Source organism: Asticcacaulis solisilvae (assembly GCF_017875235.1).
Lineage (GTDB): Bacteria > Pseudomonadota > Alphaproteobacteria > Caulobacterales > Caulobacteraceae > Asticcacaulis > Asticcacaulis solisilvae_A.
The window spans coordinates 63,119-80,037 of the sequence record NZ_JAGGMI010000011.1; the positions used below are offsets into that span (position 1 = coordinate 63,119).

15 protein-coding genes are annotated in these 16,919 nt (G+C 62.3%); 10 read left to right on the forward strand and 5 right to left on the reverse strand.

Features of this window, described 5'->3' with window-relative positions; translation table 11 throughout:
* Window positions 1-3 precede the first annotated feature (3 nt).
* The 3 genes from J2X24_RS16990 to J2X24_RS17000 all read right to left on the reverse strand — a co-directional run bounded on the left by J2X24_RS16990 (window position 4) and on the right by J2X24_RS17000 (window position 1,109).
* On the reverse strand, window positions 4-597 hold the full coding sequence (locus J2X24_RS16990; protein WP_209724275.1) for a DUF1287 domain-containing protein: 594 nt from the start codon (window positions 595-597) through the stop codon (window positions 4-6).
* A gap of 171 nt (window positions 598-768) precedes the next feature.
* Window positions 769-894 (reverse strand): entericidin A/B family lipoprotein, encoded by a 126-nt coding sequence (locus tag J2X24_RS16995; protein ID WP_209724277.1) that lies wholly within the window; start codon window positions 892-894, stop codon window positions 769-771.
* 86 nt (window positions 895-980) lie between these two features.
* Complete coding sequence (locus tag J2X24_RS17000; RefSeq protein ID WP_209724279.1) at window positions 981-1,109, reverse strand: entericidin A/B family lipoprotein; 129 nt, start codon at window positions 1,107-1,109, stop codon at window positions 981-983.
* Window positions 1,110-1,251: 142 nt separating this feature from the next.
* Between J2X24_RS17000 and J2X24_RS17005 the strand changes: the two genes are divergently transcribed.
* The 8 genes from J2X24_RS17005 to J2X24_RS17040 all read left to right on the forward strand — a co-directional run bounded on the left by J2X24_RS17005 (window position 1,252) and on the right by J2X24_RS17040 (window position 9,997).
* Complete coding sequence (locus J2X24_RS17005) at window positions 1,252-2,430, forward strand: BaiN/RdsA family NAD(P)/FAD-dependent oxidoreductase (RefSeq protein ID WP_209724281.1); 1,179 nt, start codon at window positions 1,252-1,254, stop codon at window positions 2,428-2,430.
* 155 nt (window positions 2,431-2,585) lie between these two features.
* On the forward strand, window positions 2,586-3,479 hold the full coding sequence (cysT, locus tag J2X24_RS17010) for a sulfate ABC transporter permease subunit CysT (protein WP_209724283.1): 894 nt from the start codon (window positions 2,586-2,588) through the stop codon (window positions 3,477-3,479).
* A complete protein-coding gene (gene cysW, locus J2X24_RS17015) occupies window positions 3,476-4,321 on the forward strand; it encodes a sulfate ABC transporter permease subunit CysW (protein WP_209724285.1) in 846 nt (281 codons plus the stop codon). The genes cysT and cysW overlap by 4 nt, the downstream gene beginning before the upstream one ends.
* A gap of 5 nt (window positions 4,322-4,326) precedes the next feature.
* Window positions 4,327-5,361 carry a sulfate/molybdate ABC transporter ATP-binding protein gene (locus J2X24_RS17020; RefSeq protein ID WP_209724287.1) on the forward strand — a complete coding sequence of 345 codons (1,035 nt, stop codon included), beginning with the start codon at window positions 4,327-4,329 and terminating at the stop codon, window positions 5,359-5,361.
* A 414-nt stretch (window positions 5,362-5,775) separates the two neighbouring features.
* A complete protein-coding gene (locus J2X24_RS17025) occupies window positions 5,776-6,195 on the forward strand; it encodes an RrF2 family transcriptional regulator (RefSeq protein WP_245344810.1) in 420 nt (139 codons plus the stop codon).
* A gap of 47 nt (window positions 6,196-6,242) precedes the next feature.
* The gene (locus J2X24_RS17030; RefSeq protein WP_209724289.1) at window positions 6,243-6,446 is read left to right on the forward strand and encodes a YezD family protein; all 204 of its coding nucleotides are present in this window, start codon (window positions 6,243-6,245) and stop codon (window positions 6,444-6,446) included.
* A gap of 89 nt (window positions 6,447-6,535) precedes the next feature.
* Window positions 6,536-8,905: a TonB-dependent receptor gene (locus tag J2X24_RS17035; RefSeq protein WP_209724291.1), complete on the forward strand. Its 2,370-nt coding sequence runs from the start codon at window positions 6,536-6,538 to the stop codon at window positions 8,903-8,905.
* Between the two features lie 78 nt (window positions 8,906-8,983).
* Window positions 8,984-9,997, forward strand: coding sequence for a sulfate ABC transporter substrate-binding protein (locus J2X24_RS17040; protein WP_209724293.1), 1,014 nt, complete (start codon window positions 8,984-8,986; stop codon window positions 9,995-9,997).
* Window positions 9,998-10,282: 285 nt separating this feature from the next.
* Here the strand turns inward: J2X24_RS17040 and J2X24_RS17045 are convergent, their stop codons facing one another.
* On the reverse strand, window positions 10,283-11,143 hold the full coding sequence (locus J2X24_RS17045; protein WP_209724295.1) for a LytTR family DNA-binding domain-containing protein: 861 nt from the start codon (window positions 11,141-11,143) through the stop codon (window positions 10,283-10,285).
* Window positions 11,144-11,226: 83 nt separating this feature from the next.
* On the opposite strand from J2X24_RS17045, the gene J2X24_RS17050 reads away from it, so the two are divergent.
* Together J2X24_RS17050 and J2X24_RS17055 are read left to right on the forward strand one after the other, a co-directional pair.
* On the forward strand, window positions 11,227-12,402 hold the full coding sequence (locus tag J2X24_RS17050; protein WP_209724297.1) for an acyltransferase family protein: 1,176 nt from the start codon (window positions 11,227-11,229) through the stop codon (window positions 12,400-12,402).
* 60 nt (window positions 12,403-12,462) lie between these two features.
* The gene (locus J2X24_RS17055; RefSeq protein WP_245344812.1) at window positions 12,463-14,202 is read left to right on the forward strand and encodes a tetratricopeptide repeat-containing sulfotransferase family protein; all 1,740 of its coding nucleotides are present in this window, start codon (window positions 12,463-12,465) and stop codon (window positions 14,200-14,202) included.
* 203 nt (window positions 14,203-14,405) lie between these two features.
* On the opposite strand, the gene J2X24_RS17060 is transcribed toward J2X24_RS17055, so the two are convergent.
* On the reverse strand, window positions 14,406-16,697 hold the full coding sequence (locus J2X24_RS17060; RefSeq protein ID WP_209724299.1) for a beta-N-acetylhexosaminidase: 2,292 nt from the start codon (window positions 16,695-16,697) through the stop codon (window positions 14,406-14,408).
* Window positions 16,698-16,919: the final 222 nt, after the last annotated feature.

The window sequence follows — 16,919 nt, forward strand, 5'->3', positions numbered from 1 at the left end:
TTGCTACACGGCATAGCGATAATGCCCCGTCATCGGATAGCTGAGCAGGTCGTCATTGAGCTGGGTGCCCAGGCCGATATTCTGGACGACCATTAGCCGCTTGGTCAAGGTCGAGCGCACCTCGCTGACAATGGCGATATGAGGCCGACCACCCGGAAGGTTGGTGATCAGGTCACCCGGCGTGTAGTCCTCTGGGTTCTGGCTGACCGGCAGACTGCGGCCGAAGCGCGTCAGGAAGACCTGGAGATTAGGCACGCGGCGATGATCGATATTGCTGTCGGGCCGCTTCAGCCCCCAGGCCTTGGGATAAAGACGGAAGTTCGCCGCCATATCCTCGTGGACGCGCTGCTGCAGGTCGATGCCGATCGTGCGATAGGCGCGGATGACGACATCCGTGCACACGCCCTTTTCCAGCGGCACGTCGCCATTAGGATAAGGAATTCGCGTATAGGCGGGATCGTAGGCCAGGGTCTTCGAAATTTGGCTGTGGGCGCCTTTCAGTAGCAGCGCCGCCTTGCCCTCGACGGCAACAGAGGCGCGCGCGCAGCCGGCTAAACCCAAGGCCGGCAAAGCGGCCAGAAATGCCCTTCGATCCATTGGCCTCCCCGTGCTGAGACAATCGTGATTAACACGATTTCGCGCATCCGTCGCCGGGCTTTAAGCCACACGCGGACGTCCATAGTCATGAGAAGGGTTCGTGTTCTAAAAAAGGCGCAGGCCAATATGAAAAAGGCCACCTTTTTTCAGGTGGCCATAATCCGTAACGGATTACTTCGTCGCATTCTCCATCGCGTTGCCGACGGAGGTGATGTCCTTGCCGACGCCCTTGATGGTGTTGCACGCCGAAATCAAAGGCAGAAGGGCGATCAGGGAAAAAACCACGATGCGTTTCATAGAATCTATCTCCTCTCACTGAGATATGCGTCCATAACACGCTTTTTCGGGTTTGCCGAGATCACCCTTCTGAGCCGTTTACTGGGTTACTTCGCGGCGTCTTCCATGGCTTCGCCGACCGAAGTGACGTCCTTGCCGGCGCCTTGTACCGTATGGCAGGCAGTGGTGACGAGCGGGGCAAGACAAAGCAGGGACACGATAACAAGGCGTTTCATAGCTTAAGTTCCTTCTGTGCCAAATTACACACAGGAAGTATCCCCACGGCGCGGTCAGTTTGCGATGAGGTTCGCTGGCAAAAACGTAAAAAGCGCGAAATGGGCCGTTGGCGCACGCGGCGTGCAGGGCTAAGACGGGCGGATGTCGTTATCACCTGCCCTTTCCGTTGCCATTGTCGGCGCAGGCCCCGCCGGCTTAATGGCTGCCGAAGTCCTGGCCGAAGCCGGCGCGCGCGTCGCCGTTTACGACCGCATGCCTTCGGTGGCGCGTAAATTTCTGATGGCGGGACGCGGCGGTCTGAACCTCACCCATTCCGAGCCGATGGACCGCTTTGCCGGCCGCTACGGCAAACGCTCTGCTGTACTCAAACCGGCCCTGGACGCGTTTACGCCCAGGGACCTGCGCGCCTGGGCCGACAGCCTGGGCGCCGAAACCTTTGTCGGCACGTCGGGCCGGGTGTTCCCGAAGGCGATGAAAGCCTCGCCTTTATTGCGCGCATGGCTGAACCGGCTGGAAGGATTGGGCGTTGTCATTCATCTCCGCCACGACTGGCGCGGCTGGGACGACGAAGCATTGCTGTTCGATACCCACGATGGCCCGTTACGCGTTGCCGCCGACCGGACGATCCTGGCGCTCGGCGGCGCCAGCTGGCCACGCCTCGGCAGCGACGGCGGCTGGATGCCATTGCTGGAGAGCAAGGGCGTAGAAATCGCACCGTTCAGGCCGGCCAACGCTGGTTTCACCACGCAATGGACACAGCATTTCGCCGAAAAATTCGCGGGTGAGCCGCTCAAGAACATTGCGCTCAGCTTCGGCGGCAAGACCGTGCGCGGCGAAGCCATGCTGACGCGCGCCGGGCTGGAAGGCGGGGCCGTCTATGCCTTGTCGGGACCTTTACGCGACGCGATCGCCAGCTATGGCCACGCCGACCTGATGATCGATCTCCGGCCCGACATGAATGCCGGCCAGGTTGCGTCAAAGCTCGGCCGCGCCTCAGCCAAGGACAGCCTCAGCAACCGGCTGCGCAAGGCGCTTAACCTGTCGCCCGCCGCCATCGGCCTGGTCCACGAAACCAAGGCCAGCGACATCAAGGCCGTGCCCTTGCGTTTGAGCGCCATGCAGGGGCTGGACCGCGCCATCTCCTCGGCCGGCGGCATACGCTTCGAGGCCGTCACGCCGGGCTTTGAACTCAAGGCCCTCCCCGGCGTCCATGCCATCGGCGAAATGCTCGACTGGGAAGCGCCCACGGGCGGCTATCTGCTCCAGGCCTCCTTCGCCACGGCGGTCACGGCGGCGCGGGATGTCCTCGCCGACACGTAAGTGTCACGCGCCTATCGCGCGTATGGGTTAGAGACTCTGATGAAAGCGCCGATGATTTCTGATATGACGTTGCCCGCCCGGTGGGCTATAGGCGATACTCTACCGGGGAAGTTTTCTTTCACCCGCACGATTGTTTTCGTTGATTCAGGTCACGCATGACGTCATCCGCAACGCCCGCGCGCGCGCCTGTGCCCGAAGGCTTCAAGCCCCCCAAGGCCAGCCTGCACACCCGCGTCCTGCCGGGTTTCAAGTGGTCGCTGGGCGTTACCCTGACCTATCTGTCGCTGATCGTCCTGATCCCGCTGGCGGCGCTGGCGGCGCGGCCATGGGAACACGGGCTGCAAGGGTTCCTGTTCAACCTGACCGATGGCCGCGTCTTGTCAGCCCTGCGCCTGAGCTTCAGCGTCGCGGCGGCGGCTGCCTTTCTCAACCTGTTCATCGGCCTGGCAATCGCCTGGGTGCTGACGCGCTATGAGTTCCCCGGCAAGCGCCTGATGGACGCGCTGGTCGACCTGCCCTTCGCCCTGCCGACCGCGGTTGCCGGCATCGCGCTGACCGCGCTTTATGCACCGAACGGCTGGATCGGCTCGCTTCTGACGCCGCTCGGCATCAAGGTCGCCTATACGCCGCTCGGCATTTTTATCGCCCTGGTCTTTGTCGGCCTGCCCTTCATTGTCCGCAGCGTTCAGCCCGTCCTCGCCGAATTCGACGCCGAAGTCGAGGAGGCCGCCCGAACGCTGGGCGCCACGCCGATCCAGACCGCCATCCGCGTCATCCTGCCTGGCCTGACGCCCGCCCTGATTTCCGGCTTTTCGCTGTCTCTGGCACGCGCCGTCGGTGAATACGGCTCGGTCATCTTCATCGCCGGCAACAAGCAGAACGTCACCGAAATCGCTCCGTTGCTGATCATCATCAAGCTACAGGAATTCGACTATGCCGGCGCCGCCAGCGTGGCGCTGATCATGCTGATGATGTCATTCGGTGTTCTGATCGTGCTCAACATGATCCAGCTGTGGATTTCCAGCCGTGGCCAGGGAGCCGCGAAATGAGCGCCCGCGCCCCCACCCTGCCCAAGACCGCCGGCGCCATCGGCCTGACCGCCACGGCCATCCTGTGGCTGGGCCTGATCATCGTCCTGCCGTTGGTCGTCGTTATCTTCGAAGCCGTCAAGGAAGGGCCATCGCCTTATCTGGCGGCCCTCGCCCAGCCCGACACCATCTCGGCGATCCAACTGACGCTTCTGGTCGCCGCCATCGCCGTACCGCTCAATGCTATCTTTGGACTTGCGGCCGCATGGTGCATCACGCGTTTCGAGTTCAAGGGCAAGGGCATCCTGCTCACCATCCTGGATCTGCCCTTCACCATTTCGCCGGTCATTTCGGGCCTGGTGTGGATCCTGCTGTTCGGCGCCAATGGCTGGTTCGGCGGCTGGTTGCGCGAGAACGACATCAAGATCGTCTTCGCCCTGCCCGGCCTGGTGCTGGCGACCGTGCTGGTCACCCTGCCCTTCGTGGCGCGCGAGCTGATCCCGCTGATGATCGACCAGGGCACCGATGAGGAGGTCGCCGCCGTGACGCTGGGCGCGCGCGGCTGGGACGTCTTCTTCCGCATTACGCTGCCGAACATCAAGTGGGCCCTGCTGTATGGCGTGCTGCTCTGTACCGCCCGCGCCATGGGCGAATTCGGCGCGGTCAGTGTCGTGTCGGGCCACATCCGCGGCCTGACCAATACCCTGCCCTTGCAGATCGAAATCCTGCACTATCAATATGAATCGGTCGCGGCCTTTGCCTGCGCCTCCATCCTGACGGGCCTGGCCCTGATCACCCTGGTTCTTAAGACCCTGCTTGAGTGGCGTTTTGCCGGCGAACTGGCCGCCCACCGGAGACACTGAAGTTTATGTCTTTGATTGTTCAAAACGTTTCCAAGAGCTTCACCAACTTCGCTGCCCTGCACGAAGTGTCGTTCGAGGCACGCCCGCGTGAATTCCTGGCGCTCCTGGGCCCATCGGGCTCGGGGAAGACGACGCTGCTGCGCCTGCTGGCCGGCCTCGACCAGCCGAACTCGGGATCGATCACTTTCGAGGGCGAGGACTTCCTGCAACTGAACGCGCGTGAACGCCGCGTCGGCATGGTTTTCCAGTCCTACGCCCTGTTCCGCCACATGACGGTCGCCCAGAACATCGCCTTCGGCCTTGACGTCCGTCCGGGCAAGGAGCGTCCGTCCAAGGCCGACATCAAGGCCAAGGTCGAAAGCCTGCTCAGCCTGATCCAGATGGAAGACTTCGGCAAACGCTTCCCGACCCAGTTGTCGGGCGGCCAGCGTCAGCGCGTGGCTTTGGCCCGCGCCCTGGCAATCTCCCCACGCCTGCTGCTGCTCGATGAGCCGTTCGGTGCGCTTGACGCCCTGGTGCGCAAGGACCTGCGCCGCTGGCTGCGCAAGATCCACGACGAGACCGGCGTCACCACCGTCTTCGTCACCCACGACCAGGAAGAGGCGCTGGACCTCGCCGACCGCGTCGTCGTGCTGAAAGACGGCGAGATCGAACAGATCGGCGAGCCACTGGAGCTGTACCGCCAGCCCAGGACCGCCTTCGTCTTCGACTTCCTGGGCCATGCCAATATCGCGCAAGGCGCCCTGTCCGGCGGTAAGGTGGCCTTCGACGGCTTCTCGGTGCCGGCCGCTTCCTCGGCCGCCGACGGCCAGGTCACGGTGCGCTTCCGCCCGTTCGACAGCGAAGTCTCGCGCACCGGTCCTGGCTTTGCCGGCAAGGTCCTCTCGGTTCTGCCTGCCGGCGCCAACCTGCGCCTGGAAGTGCGCCTCTCCGATGGCACGGTCTATGAGACCCAGCACGCCCACAGCTCGGATGCCTCGACCCTGCATGCCGGCGACGACGTCTTTGTCCGCCCGACCAAGGTCTACGCCTTCGCATGATAGCATTGCAGTCCTGTTTAAAACGGCCGCGAACCTGTTCGCGGCCGTTCAGGCTGCTGACAAAGTCTGTGGACAATTTTCATGCGGTATATTGCCACCTGATTCACGGAACGTCTCGGAATCAAGCGGTGAACATATCGGAATCAAATTGTGGCAATTGGCCCTTCTCAAAAAAGATAGGGGGTTTGTCAGTAGCCTGAACGGCCGCGAACCTGTTCGCGGCCGTTTTGTATTGGCGCTCGGACAGTCTAACGACGCTGGCAGATTAGCCAAACTGCACCGGCTTCGATTAGCCAATCTAAACTCGGGCCTTAATATAAACCAATCTAGTAGAGATTAAACTTCATTGACACAGTTTGGACTAAATCATATTAAATCAGTGTAGATTGAATACGGCAGCAGGAGAGGCAACACATGCTATCCATGAAAGCCAAATACGCGTTGAAGGCGCTTATTTACATGGCTCAGAGTGATGCTCCCCAGCTGCCCAGCAAGCAGATCGCGGAAGCGGAGAACATACCCCAGAAGTTCCTGGACAATATCCTCCAGGAACTGCGCCAGAACGGCATCGTCGATTCCAAGCGTGGAATCTTCGGCGGCTACTTCCTGGCCAAGTCCCCAAAGGACATTTTCCTGGGGGATATTATCCGCATTATCGATGGCCCGCTGGCCCCCATTCGTTGTGCGTCTCTAACCGCCTACCAGAAGTGCGAAGACTGCCGGGATGAAGCGGCATGCCGCCTGCGCCACGTCATGCTGGATGTGCGCAACGCCATGTCAAACATTCTCGACGGTCGATGTTTGGCCGATCTCATCGGCGTCAAGGCCGCCTAACACCGTCTGATTTCACAGTTTCACCGCTATTCAAAGACGAGGATCACATGAGTGTATCGTCCATCGCCCCCGTGCGCCCAAACGTCGCCGAACTGAGCGACATCGAACGTCACATCCTGCAGAGCCTGCAGCAAATCCGCTTCGGCACGCTGGAGATCGTCATCCACGATTCCCGTGTCGTTCAGATCGAACGCAGCGAAAAGGTGCGCTTCGATGTCAAAGGCAAGCCCCTGAGTGAAAGCCTGTCCTGATTTCAGGACAAAAATTACAAATAAAAACAAATAAGTCGCTGACCAGACCCACTGGAGGTGATGTGCACATGACCATAGGAATATCTTCCATGAAATCGTACATCCTGGCCAGTACCGCGCTTAGCGCTGTCTTAGGCCTTATCCTCACCGGCGCATCGGCCTATGCGCCTGCCGCCGAAGCCGCCATCCTGCCCGACAACCAGAACGGCGAAGTCCTCGTCACCGCCCGCCGCCGTTCGGAAAGCGTCCAGACCGTCCCCGTCGCCATCTCGGTTGTCGGCGGCGAACAGCTCGACAAGACCGGCGTCAACAATATCGACCAGCTTCAGCGCTATCAGCCGACCATCCAATTGATCACCTCCAACCCGCGCAACACGGCCACGACCATCCGCGGCCTGGGCTCGACCATCGGCCTGACCAATGACGGCCTGGAACAGGGCGTCGGCATCTATGTCGACGAAGTCTTCTATGCCCGCCCGGGTTCGGCCCTGATCGACCTGGTCGACATCGAGCGCATCGAAGTCCTGCGCGGTCCGCAAGGCACGCTGTTCGGCAAGAACACCACCGCCGGCGCTATCCACATCGTCACCCGCGCTCCGACCTTTACACCTGAAGCCAATCTCGAAGTCTCGCTGGGCAGCGAAGGCTATGTCCAGACCAAGGCGACTCTGAACGGACCGCTGATCGACGGACTGTTGGCCGGCCGCATCTCGTTCGGCTCGACCCGCCGCGACGGCCTGTACAAGAATGTCACGACCAATACCAAGCAGAACGACCTGAACAGCCAGGTCCTGCGCGGTCATCTGCTGTTCACGCCGTCCGACACGCTCAGCGTCAGGCTGTCGAGCGACTATTCGCTGTCGGACCCGGAAGCCAACACGCAAGGTTTTGTGCGTTATGGCGCCACCCTGCGTAACGCCAACCGCCAGTATCCTTACCTCGCCGCCCAGGTGGGCTATAGCCCCGCCTCGCAAAATGTCTATGACCGCCTGGTCGACGTCGACGGCGAAATCCAGGCCAAACAGCGCGTGAAGGGCTATTCGGCGACCGTCAACTGGGATCTGGGCGACGTTACCTTCACCTCGATTACGGCGCATCGCGCCTGGCAATGGTGGCCGCAGAACGACCGCGACTATACCTCGCTGAAGATCCGCACGCGGTCTTCAAATCCGTCGGAACAGCGCCAGACCAGCCAGGAGTTCCGCCTGGCGTCGGACGGCGACCGCGCGCTCAACTGGGTCGTCGGCCTCTATGCTTTCACGCAGCGCGTTGAAACCAACGGGACTGAAGCCTGGGGCGCGGACGCCGCCCGCTGGTTGATCGGCAATACGACCGGCACACCGGCCGTCGCCGTCCCGACCGACCTGCTCGACGGCTATACGCAGAGCATCCATGCCGTCTCCAAGACCGACTCGCTGGCCGCATTCGGCCAATTGACCTGGAAGGCGACCGAACGCTTAAGCGTCACCGCCGGGCTGCGCTACACCACCGAGACCAAAAGCCAGATCTACGAACAGGTCGCTTCCGGCGGTCTCGCCACGACCAACGCGGCCCTCATCGCCGCCAAGAACGGCATTTCGCGCACCTATTCCTATACCGCCGAACTGGAAGATTCCAAGCCGTCGGGCCTGTTGAGCGCGTCGTATAACTTCACGCCGACCGTGCTGGCCTATGCCAGCTATTCCAAGGGCTTCAAGTCGGGCGGCATCAACGCAGCCGGCATTCCGACGGACGCCGTCGGCAACCCGATCCTGGCCAGCGCCGTGCTGCGTCCGGAAGAGGTCGACGCTTTTGAGCTCGGCCTGAAGTCGCAGTTCTTCGACCGTCGCGCCACCATCAACATCGCGGCCTTCACGACCTCGATCAAGGATTATCAGGCTAACGTCGTCGACTCGGGCCTTGGCAGCTTGCGCGGCTACCTCGCCAACGTCGAAAAGGTCGAAGTCAACGGCTTCGAAGTCGATACCCGCTTCCGCGCTTCGGATAACCTAAGCTTCTACGGCGCCCTGGCCTATACGGACGGCAAGTATGCCTCGTTCGCCAACGCGCCAGCGCCGCTGGAACTTCAGGCTTCGGGCAACTCGGTCGTCGATCTGTCGGGCGCGCAACTGCCGGGCGTCTCCAAATGGGCCGGCGCTTTCGGCTTCGACTACACGATCGACGCGCCGTTCAACGGCATCGACGGCCAGGCTTACCTGAGCGGCGACGCCAACTACCGCTCCGACTGGAATTCTGATGCTTCGGCTTCGAAGTACGCCGTCATCGAAGCTTCGACGGTTGCCAACTTCCGCGTCGGCTATCGCACGCCGAACGGTCTGGATACCTACTTCTGGATCAAGAACGCCTTCGACGAAGAGTATCTGACGATCCTCACCATCCAGCAGGGCAATTCCGGCGCCATCTTCGGCCAGCCGGGCGATCCCCGCACCTTCGGCATCACGGTCAAGAAGAGCTTCTGATTTACGTAGTGCGGCCGGAGATTTTGCCCTAGTCTCCGGCCCGATCAAAACCGGGCGCCCGCAAAGAGGACATATCTCATGCAACGCAGACACATTCTCCTGGCCTTCGCCGCCATCGCCCTGACCGCCACCGCGTGCGGCCAGAAGCCTGCGGCCAAGGGTGGCGCGGTGGAACTGCTGAACGTCTCCTACGACCCGACGCGCGAACTGTACGAGCAGTATAACGCCGCTTTTGTGAAGCACTGGCAGGCCAAGACCGGACAGACCGTCTCGGTGCGCCAAAGCCATGGCGGCTCCGGCGCCCAGGCGCGCGCCGTGATCGACGGCGTCGACGCCGACGTCGTCAGCCTGGCGCTGGCCGGCGACATCGACACCATCTCGCAGAAGTCGGGCCTGCTGCCCGCGGACTGGCAGACCAAGTTCCCGCACAATTCCTCGCCCTACACCTCGACCATCGTCTTCCTGGTCAAGGCCGGCAATCCCAAGGGCATCAAGGACTGGGGCGACCTGGTGAAACCGGGCGTCGAGGTCATCACACCGAACCCCAAGACCTCGGGCGGCGCGCGCTGGAACTACCTGGCCGCCTATGCCTGGGCGAAGCAAACCTACGGCAGCGACGCCAAGGCCGAAGAATATCTCAAGACCCTGTTCGCGCACGTGCCGGTGCTGGACGCCGGCGCGCGCGGCTCAACCGTTACCTTCGTTGAACGCGGCGTCGGCGATGTGCTGATCGCCTGGGAAAACGAGGCGCACCTGTCGGTCAACAAGCTCGGCAAGGGCAAGTTCGAGATCGTTGTACCATCGGTGTCGATCCTGGCAGAACCGCCGGTCGCGGTCGTCGACAAGATCGCCGCCAAGAAGGGCTCGAGCGAGGTCGCCAAGGAGTATCTGAACTACCTCTACAGCCCCGAGGGCCAGGAGATCGTGGCGCAGAATTACTACCGCCCGACCGATCCGGCCGTGGCCGCCAAGTATGCCGATCGTTTCCCGCAAACCAAGCTGTCGACCATTCAGGACTTCGGCGGCTGGGCCAAGGTCCAGAAGGAACAGTTCGATTACGGCGGCGTCTTTGACCGCATCACCAGGAAGTAAGTTACGGCGGGTTCTTCACGGACCCGCCGTTTTTTTACCTCTCCCCGGCCTCGCCGGCAGGCATCACGGGGAGAGGACGAGAGCGGAGCCAAAGCGACGCGATCGGGTGACGGGCATTCTACCGCAAGAACGAAGTCCACAGATTTCACAGATTTCGCAGATGAGGTGTCGCCAGAGTGACATGTCTGGAGTAACCGGGGATACTGCCCCTCACCCGATCGCCTTCGTTACACTCGGCTCTCGTCCTCTCCCCCCAAGGTGGGAGAGGTGAAGGCTCAAACAATTCTACGCCTTTCCCGTCTCCAAATTCTCGCGATACCGTCGGCTACCGAAGATTTCCCGGCCATCTGTCATGCGGATGCGCAGGTCGCCCGATGGCGTGCCTTCGAAGCCCGCGATACGGCCGCGATTAATCAGCTTTGAGCGATGAACCCGCACAAAGCCGTGCGGCTTCAGCTCCGCCTCAAATTGGTTGAGCGTCCCGCGCACCAGCAACGCCTTGTCCGTACCGGTGCGATGGAATTCGACATAGTTGCCCGCCGCCTCGACGGCCAAAACCTCAGTCGGATCGAGATAGAGGGTGCGTCCGTCGGCCCTGACCTCCAACCGTTCGGGCGCAGGGGGGGCCGGCACCTGGCGTGCCATCAGACGGTCCTGAACCCAGCAGATGGCGAACAGGACCGCATAGCTGATGGCATCCTTGCGCACCTCGTAAATTATCTGAAGACCCAGGTCGCCCTGAGCGAAGTCGTAGCGCGCCCCATCCACGGCATAGCCGGCGATCCGTATCAACACCATCAGGCCGATGTGGCCCAGCGAAAACAGTACGCCGATGACGGCATGGATGGCCAGGACCTGCCACAGCGGCCGGCCGCGCCAGTGCAGGCGCCAATAGGCCATCCACACAAGCGGAAACAGGGCGAGGATAGCGACAACGCTGGAGCCTTCCCACAGAACCGGCTCCCAGACGTGGAAGCTACGCTCGCCAGGTGGATCCTCTATCAGAATCGACGAGACATTGACACCGCAGGCGACAATCAGAAAGGCCGCAAGGAACAACCACAACGATGGGAATCGCCACCAGAACAGGCGGTCCCCGCTCGTCCCTGGCCCGCCGCCGCCTGTCCCAACCGTCTCCCCGTTCATCCCAGCCTCAAATCCGCTCGTGTCTGCGACCTTAGCGCAAATCGCACGTCGTGTCAGGAGGTGAGCATACACGGGAGCCTTACATGACCACATCCGCCACCCGCCGCTACGATCTCGACTGGCTGCGCATCATCGCCTTCGGGCTATTGATCTTCTATCACATCGGCATGTTCTACGTGACGTGGGGGTGGCACGTGAAAAGCGACCACGCCGGTCCTGCCATCGAACCCCTGATGCTGCTGGTCAACCCTTGGCGGCTGGACCTGCTCTTCTTCATTTCGGGGGTGGCCACCGTCTTCCTGGCCGAAAAGCTGGGGGCGCTGCGCCTGGCCGGCTCGCGCTTCACCCGGCTCTTCTGGCCGCTTCTATTCGGCATGGCGGTGATCGTGCCGCCGCAAAGCTATTACGAGATCGTCTCGGACATCCAGTTCTCGGGTGGCTATCTCGACTTCTACGGCAAGTATCTCACCGCCTACAATGGCTGGTGCGACCAGGACGGTTGCCTGACCGTGCCGACCTGGAACCACCTGTGGTACGTCGCCTATCTCCTGGCCTACAGCCTGATCTTCGCCGTACTGTGGCCGCTACTGAAGCGCATTCCGCTCGGCTGGGCAGCGCGCCTGCCTGCCCCGGTCTATTTCGCGCTTCCGATCGCGCTCTACTGGTTCGCGCAAGCCGTCCTGCAACGCCAGTTCGAGGACACGCACGCCTTCGTCGGCGACTGGACCGTCCATACCCATTCCTTCGGCTTTTTCTTGCTGGGTGCATTGTCAGCACGTTTCGACCGCCTGTTCGATATCGCCGCAAAGTCACGCTGGCTGAGCCTTGCTATCGGCCTCATCGCCTATGGGCTGCTGAACTGGCTGCGCCATCTCTTCTACGCCAAAGCCCTGCCGTGGCCGTTCGAAGTGGCATGGGCAATCGGAAGCTTCACCGAATCCTGTCAGGCCGTCTTCATGATGTTCGCCCTGCTGGGCTTCGCGCGACGCCACCTCGCCAATTCCGATGGCCCCATTCGCCGGACCCTGACCGAGGCCATCTTCCCCTTCTACATCGTCCACCAGACCCTGATCGTCGTTTTCGCCTATAATCTCAATCAGTTGCATCTGCCAGCCACGCTAGAGGCCACGATCCTGGTCATCGCCACCGCCGCCGGTTGCTGGCTCAGCTACCTGGTCATCCGCGCCATTCCACCGCTGCGACCGTTGCTTGGACTGACGTTTTCCAGGGGTAAAAACACCGCGTCAGGCAATGCTTGAGCATTTCAGGGAATCTGCATACTGTAACAGCGGTATTATCGGTTCAATGAGGCGCGTCCCTTGTCTCTGCTCCAACCCGGACCGGCCGCCCACCCCCTGGTGCTGCGCGGCCGACAGGCTTACCAGGCCCGCGACTTTTCGGCGGCGCTAAGCCTGTGCGGCATGCGTCTGAAGGAACACCCCGACGATCTCGACGCGCTGGAACTGAAGGCCGTGATCCTCCAGGCGCGCGGCGACACGAAGGGCGCCGAAGAGACGATGCGCCAGGCCATCCGCTACGATCCGGCCTGCCCGTGGGCGCTGCACGACCTGACGCAACTGCTGCACGGCACAGGCAATCGCAAAGGCGCCGAAACCGCCGCGCGCCAGGCCCTGATCGCCCGCCCCGACGACCCGCAGGCGCACCTGCAACTGGCCGTCATTCTCGGGGAAAAGGACGACCTGCCGGCGGCGGAGTTTCATAACCGCCGCGCCCTCGAACTGGCCGGCGCGCATCCGCAGTTGCTGATCAACCTGGCGCTCTGCCTCTACAACCAGGGCCGGCTCGACGAGGCCGAGCCTCTGCTGCTGCAGTCGTGCCGGATGGAGCCGCAGGCCATGACCATGGCCCACCTGTCGCGCGTCTATGAAGCGCGGCGCGACATGGTCAACGCCTGGCTGTGGCTCGACCGCGCCGAACAGGCCGGCAAGAAGACGGGCGAAGACTTTACGCTCCTGCGCGCGCTGTACCTGAGCAATGGCGACAAGGTGAAGGACGCGCTCGACCTCCTCGACAAGCGCGGCCCACCGGCATCCATGAGCGCCGCCGCGCAGCTCGATCGCGCGCGCCTGCTCGACCGGCTGGAGCGGCACGAAGAGGCGTGGACAGGCTTCATCCAGGCCAAGGCGCGGCTGGCGCGCGAAATGGGTGCGCAATACGATGCGGCGCACGTCGAGGCTGAGGCGGCAGCGCTGAAATCGGTCTTTACACGCGAGACGCTGGAACGCCTGCCGCGCGCCACAGTCCGCTCGGGTCCGCAGCCGATCTTCATCCTGGGCTTCCCGCGCTCTGGCACGACCATGATCGAGCAAATGCTCAACAGCCACCCGGATGTGGCGGCCGGCGGCGAGTTGCCGTTTGTGCATGAATGGCGAAGCCTGATCGAGAATGTCCTGCCCGGCACGGAGCCCTTCCCACAGCGGTTGGTGCACATCGCGGCGGCCGACTATCACTACGTCCCTGGCCTGATGCGCGACTACTACCTTGGCCGCGCCGAGGTCTATGGCGTGACGCGCGAGGCCAGGCCTTTGTTCACCGACAAGATGCCATTGAACGACGCGCATCTGCCGCTGATCCGCCTGGCCTTCCCGCATGCACCGATCCTCCGCATGGTTCGCCATCCGCTCGATGTCACGGTTTCGATGCTGTCGCACAACCTGACGCACGGTCATAACAGCGGCTATGCGATCGACAGCATCATCCGCCACATGGTGACCATGCATGACATGACGGCGCACTATGATGAGGTGCTGGATCACCCGGTCCTCACAGTGCACTACGAGACTTTCATCGCCGATCAGGAGGCCGTGACGCGCCAGGTACTCGACTGGTGCGGTTTGAGCTTCGACGAGGCGACCCTGCGCTTCCATGAGAATCGCCGTCATGCGCCGACGCCGTCTTATGCGCAGGTGTCGAAGCCTTTGAACGACCGCTCGGTCAGCCGCTGGCGCCACTATGAACGGCAACTGTCGCCCTGGTTCGGCCAGATCGCACCGGTGGTCGAGGCGCTGGGGTATAGTCTCTACGCCAACGAGGCGTAGAATTTGCGAAGAGGCCCCGCCCACCGCCTAACGGCGGTCCCCCCTCCCCATAAATGGGGAGGGCGAAACTTTCACAGTTTTAAATGTCCAAGCTCACAGCATTTTGTGAACTTTTGGGGAGCCGACTGTCACTCATCTTCGCCCTCCCCATAAATGGGGAGGAGGGACCATTTGCGGAGCAAATGGTGGGCGGGGCTTCTTTCTTATTTCCCGTGTACGGTCAGTCGGACGCTCTTCAGCACCCATTGCGGCGGCGGCGCCTTCTGGCCGAAGCTGAAGCACAGGTCGTTCGTTCCGGCGGTCGCGGGCACAGTCCCCTTCAGCACCGAAATGCCCGGAGTCTTGCCAGAGTCGCCCAGCGGCAGGGCGGCCACGACTGGCCCCTCGCATGTACCGAGATGGAGGTTCAGTTCGCCTTCCGCCGATACCGGCGCGTCGACCTTCGGCGGCTCGGGGTGATTGCCAAGCTGGAAGTTGAACGGCATCGAGCCCACCTCAGCCGTGATCGCCAAACCTTTCGACGTATCCGCCCCGCGCCACAGCCAGCACGGATGCAGGATGTCGGTCAGGACCACGGCGCGCTCGCCGCCATCGTCCTCCAGATTGAGCACCAGCTTGTTGTCGCAGGTGCCCATCTGCTGGCTGGTGCGCGTTTCGATCGCTTCTCGGCTGAGCGTGAAGGTCTTGGCTGTCCCCAGCGCCTTGCCGTCGAGATAGGTGCGCGTCGTCAGCCTGGTGCCGACCGGCAAGGTCAGTGGGCTGGTATAGACCGGCGACGAAGCCAACGGCGTTTTGCCGTTGGTCGTATAGTGCACCTGTCCCAACTCAAGGCTGCGGGTGAAGCTGACCGCGACACCACCGTCGGCCGCGGTCAGGGCCGGCACCGGATCGAACGGCGCCTTGTCGTAGCGGATACCCAGCTTATCCAGCCGGTTGAGGTTGGCCGGCAGGCGCCTGGCAAAGCCGTCCCAGGAGCGCATATCGGCGGCGCTCCAGCCGACTTCGGCCAGGGCGGTCAGGCGCGGAAAGATCTGGCGCTCGACGCGTTCGGTGGTGCGGGCATGCTCGGTCCAGATATTGGCCTGGAGCCCGAGGATATGCTTGCGCGCCTCGGGGTCGATGGCGGCCGGTTCCGGATTGAAGCCGTAATAGTCCTTGAGCGTCACGACCTGGCCGCGGCCCGGCGGCTCGTCGCCCGACAGGCTCTGGCGATGGTTGAGATAGAGGTCGGGCGCCGGCGACAGGACCGTATCGTGCCCCAGCTTGGCCGCCGCGACCGCACCGTCCAGCCCGCGCCAGCTCATGATGGTGGCGTCGGGCGCTATGCCGCCTTCCAGTATCTCGTCCCAGCCGATCATGCGTCGCCCCTTGTCCGAGATGTGCTTGCCGATGCGGGTAATGAACCAGCTTTGCAGTTCCATCTCGTCCTTCAGGCCCAGTTCCTTCATCTTGGCCTGTATGGCCGGGCTCTGCTCCCACTGCGGCTTGATAGCCTCGTCGCCGCCAATGTGAATATAGGGGCTGGGGAAGATGGCCATGACCTCATCCAGCACTGTTGTCAGGAAGGTAAAGGTCCTGTCGTCGACATTATAGAGGTTGGGATAGACGCCCCAGTCGGACATGCCCTGCTTCGGCGGCGTCCCTTCGCTGCCCAGCTCCGGATAGGCGGTAATCGCGGCAGTGGCGTGACCCGGCATGTCGATTTCCGGCACGACGGTAATGTTGCGCGCGGCGGCATAGGCGACAACGTCACGCGCCTCTTCCTGGGTATAAAACCCGCCGTAGCGCACGGGCTTGCCGGCCTTGTCAAAGCCCGCCGCGCCCGCCGGCTGCCGCCACGCGCCAACCTCGGTCAGCTTGGGATAGGCGTTGATGTGCAGGCGCCAGCCCTGGTCGTCGGTCAGGTGCCATTGCAGGATGTTGAGCTTCTGCGACGCCATGGCGTCGATGATCCGCTTGATCTCGTCGGCCGTCTGGAAATGGCGCGCCGAATCGATCATCAGGCCGCGCCATTTGAAGCGTGGCGTGTCGAAGATGCTGACGGCCGGAAGCTCGACCTTCCCCTTGCCGGCTTCGGAAGTCGCCAGTTGCCACAGCGATACGGCTCCATAAAACGCCCCTGCCCGGCTGACCGCTCCGATGGTCACACCGTCAGGGGCGACCGTCAGGTGATAGGCTTCGTTGTCTTCGGCGACCAGGGTCTGAATGCGCGTCAGCCGAATGACGCTTTCCCCGTCCTTCGGTGCGGCGGTAATGATCTTCGGAGTCAAACCGCGTTGCGTCTTCAACATGCCACGCAGGTATTCCGCCACCGACAGAAGTTCGGCGTCGCCCGCGGGGACATGGATGCGCGTGGCGCTGCTGAGAACAAAGGCACCGTCACTGACGGTCATCTTCGCCGGCATGGGTGTAATGGCCGGTGCAGGTGCGGCGAGTGCAGGCGCGGCCAATGCCAGGACGGCCAGCGACACGAGCAACGGGCGGGTAAAGGTCATCGGCGTTTCCCCTTATGATTTTGAGAGCATAGACGCCGGAATCAGGAGCGTCTCAAAAAAAGAGCAGGCCCACTGGGTGGGACCTGCTCGTCGAGTAAAGCCAAAGCCGTTTGAAACACGGGCGGGAGCCGGGCATTCGCCTGACCTTTTCGCCATCAGCGGATGGACACAAAGGACATCACCGGGTCAGGCGCCCAACATCCCGCTGATGTGCCCATGCGG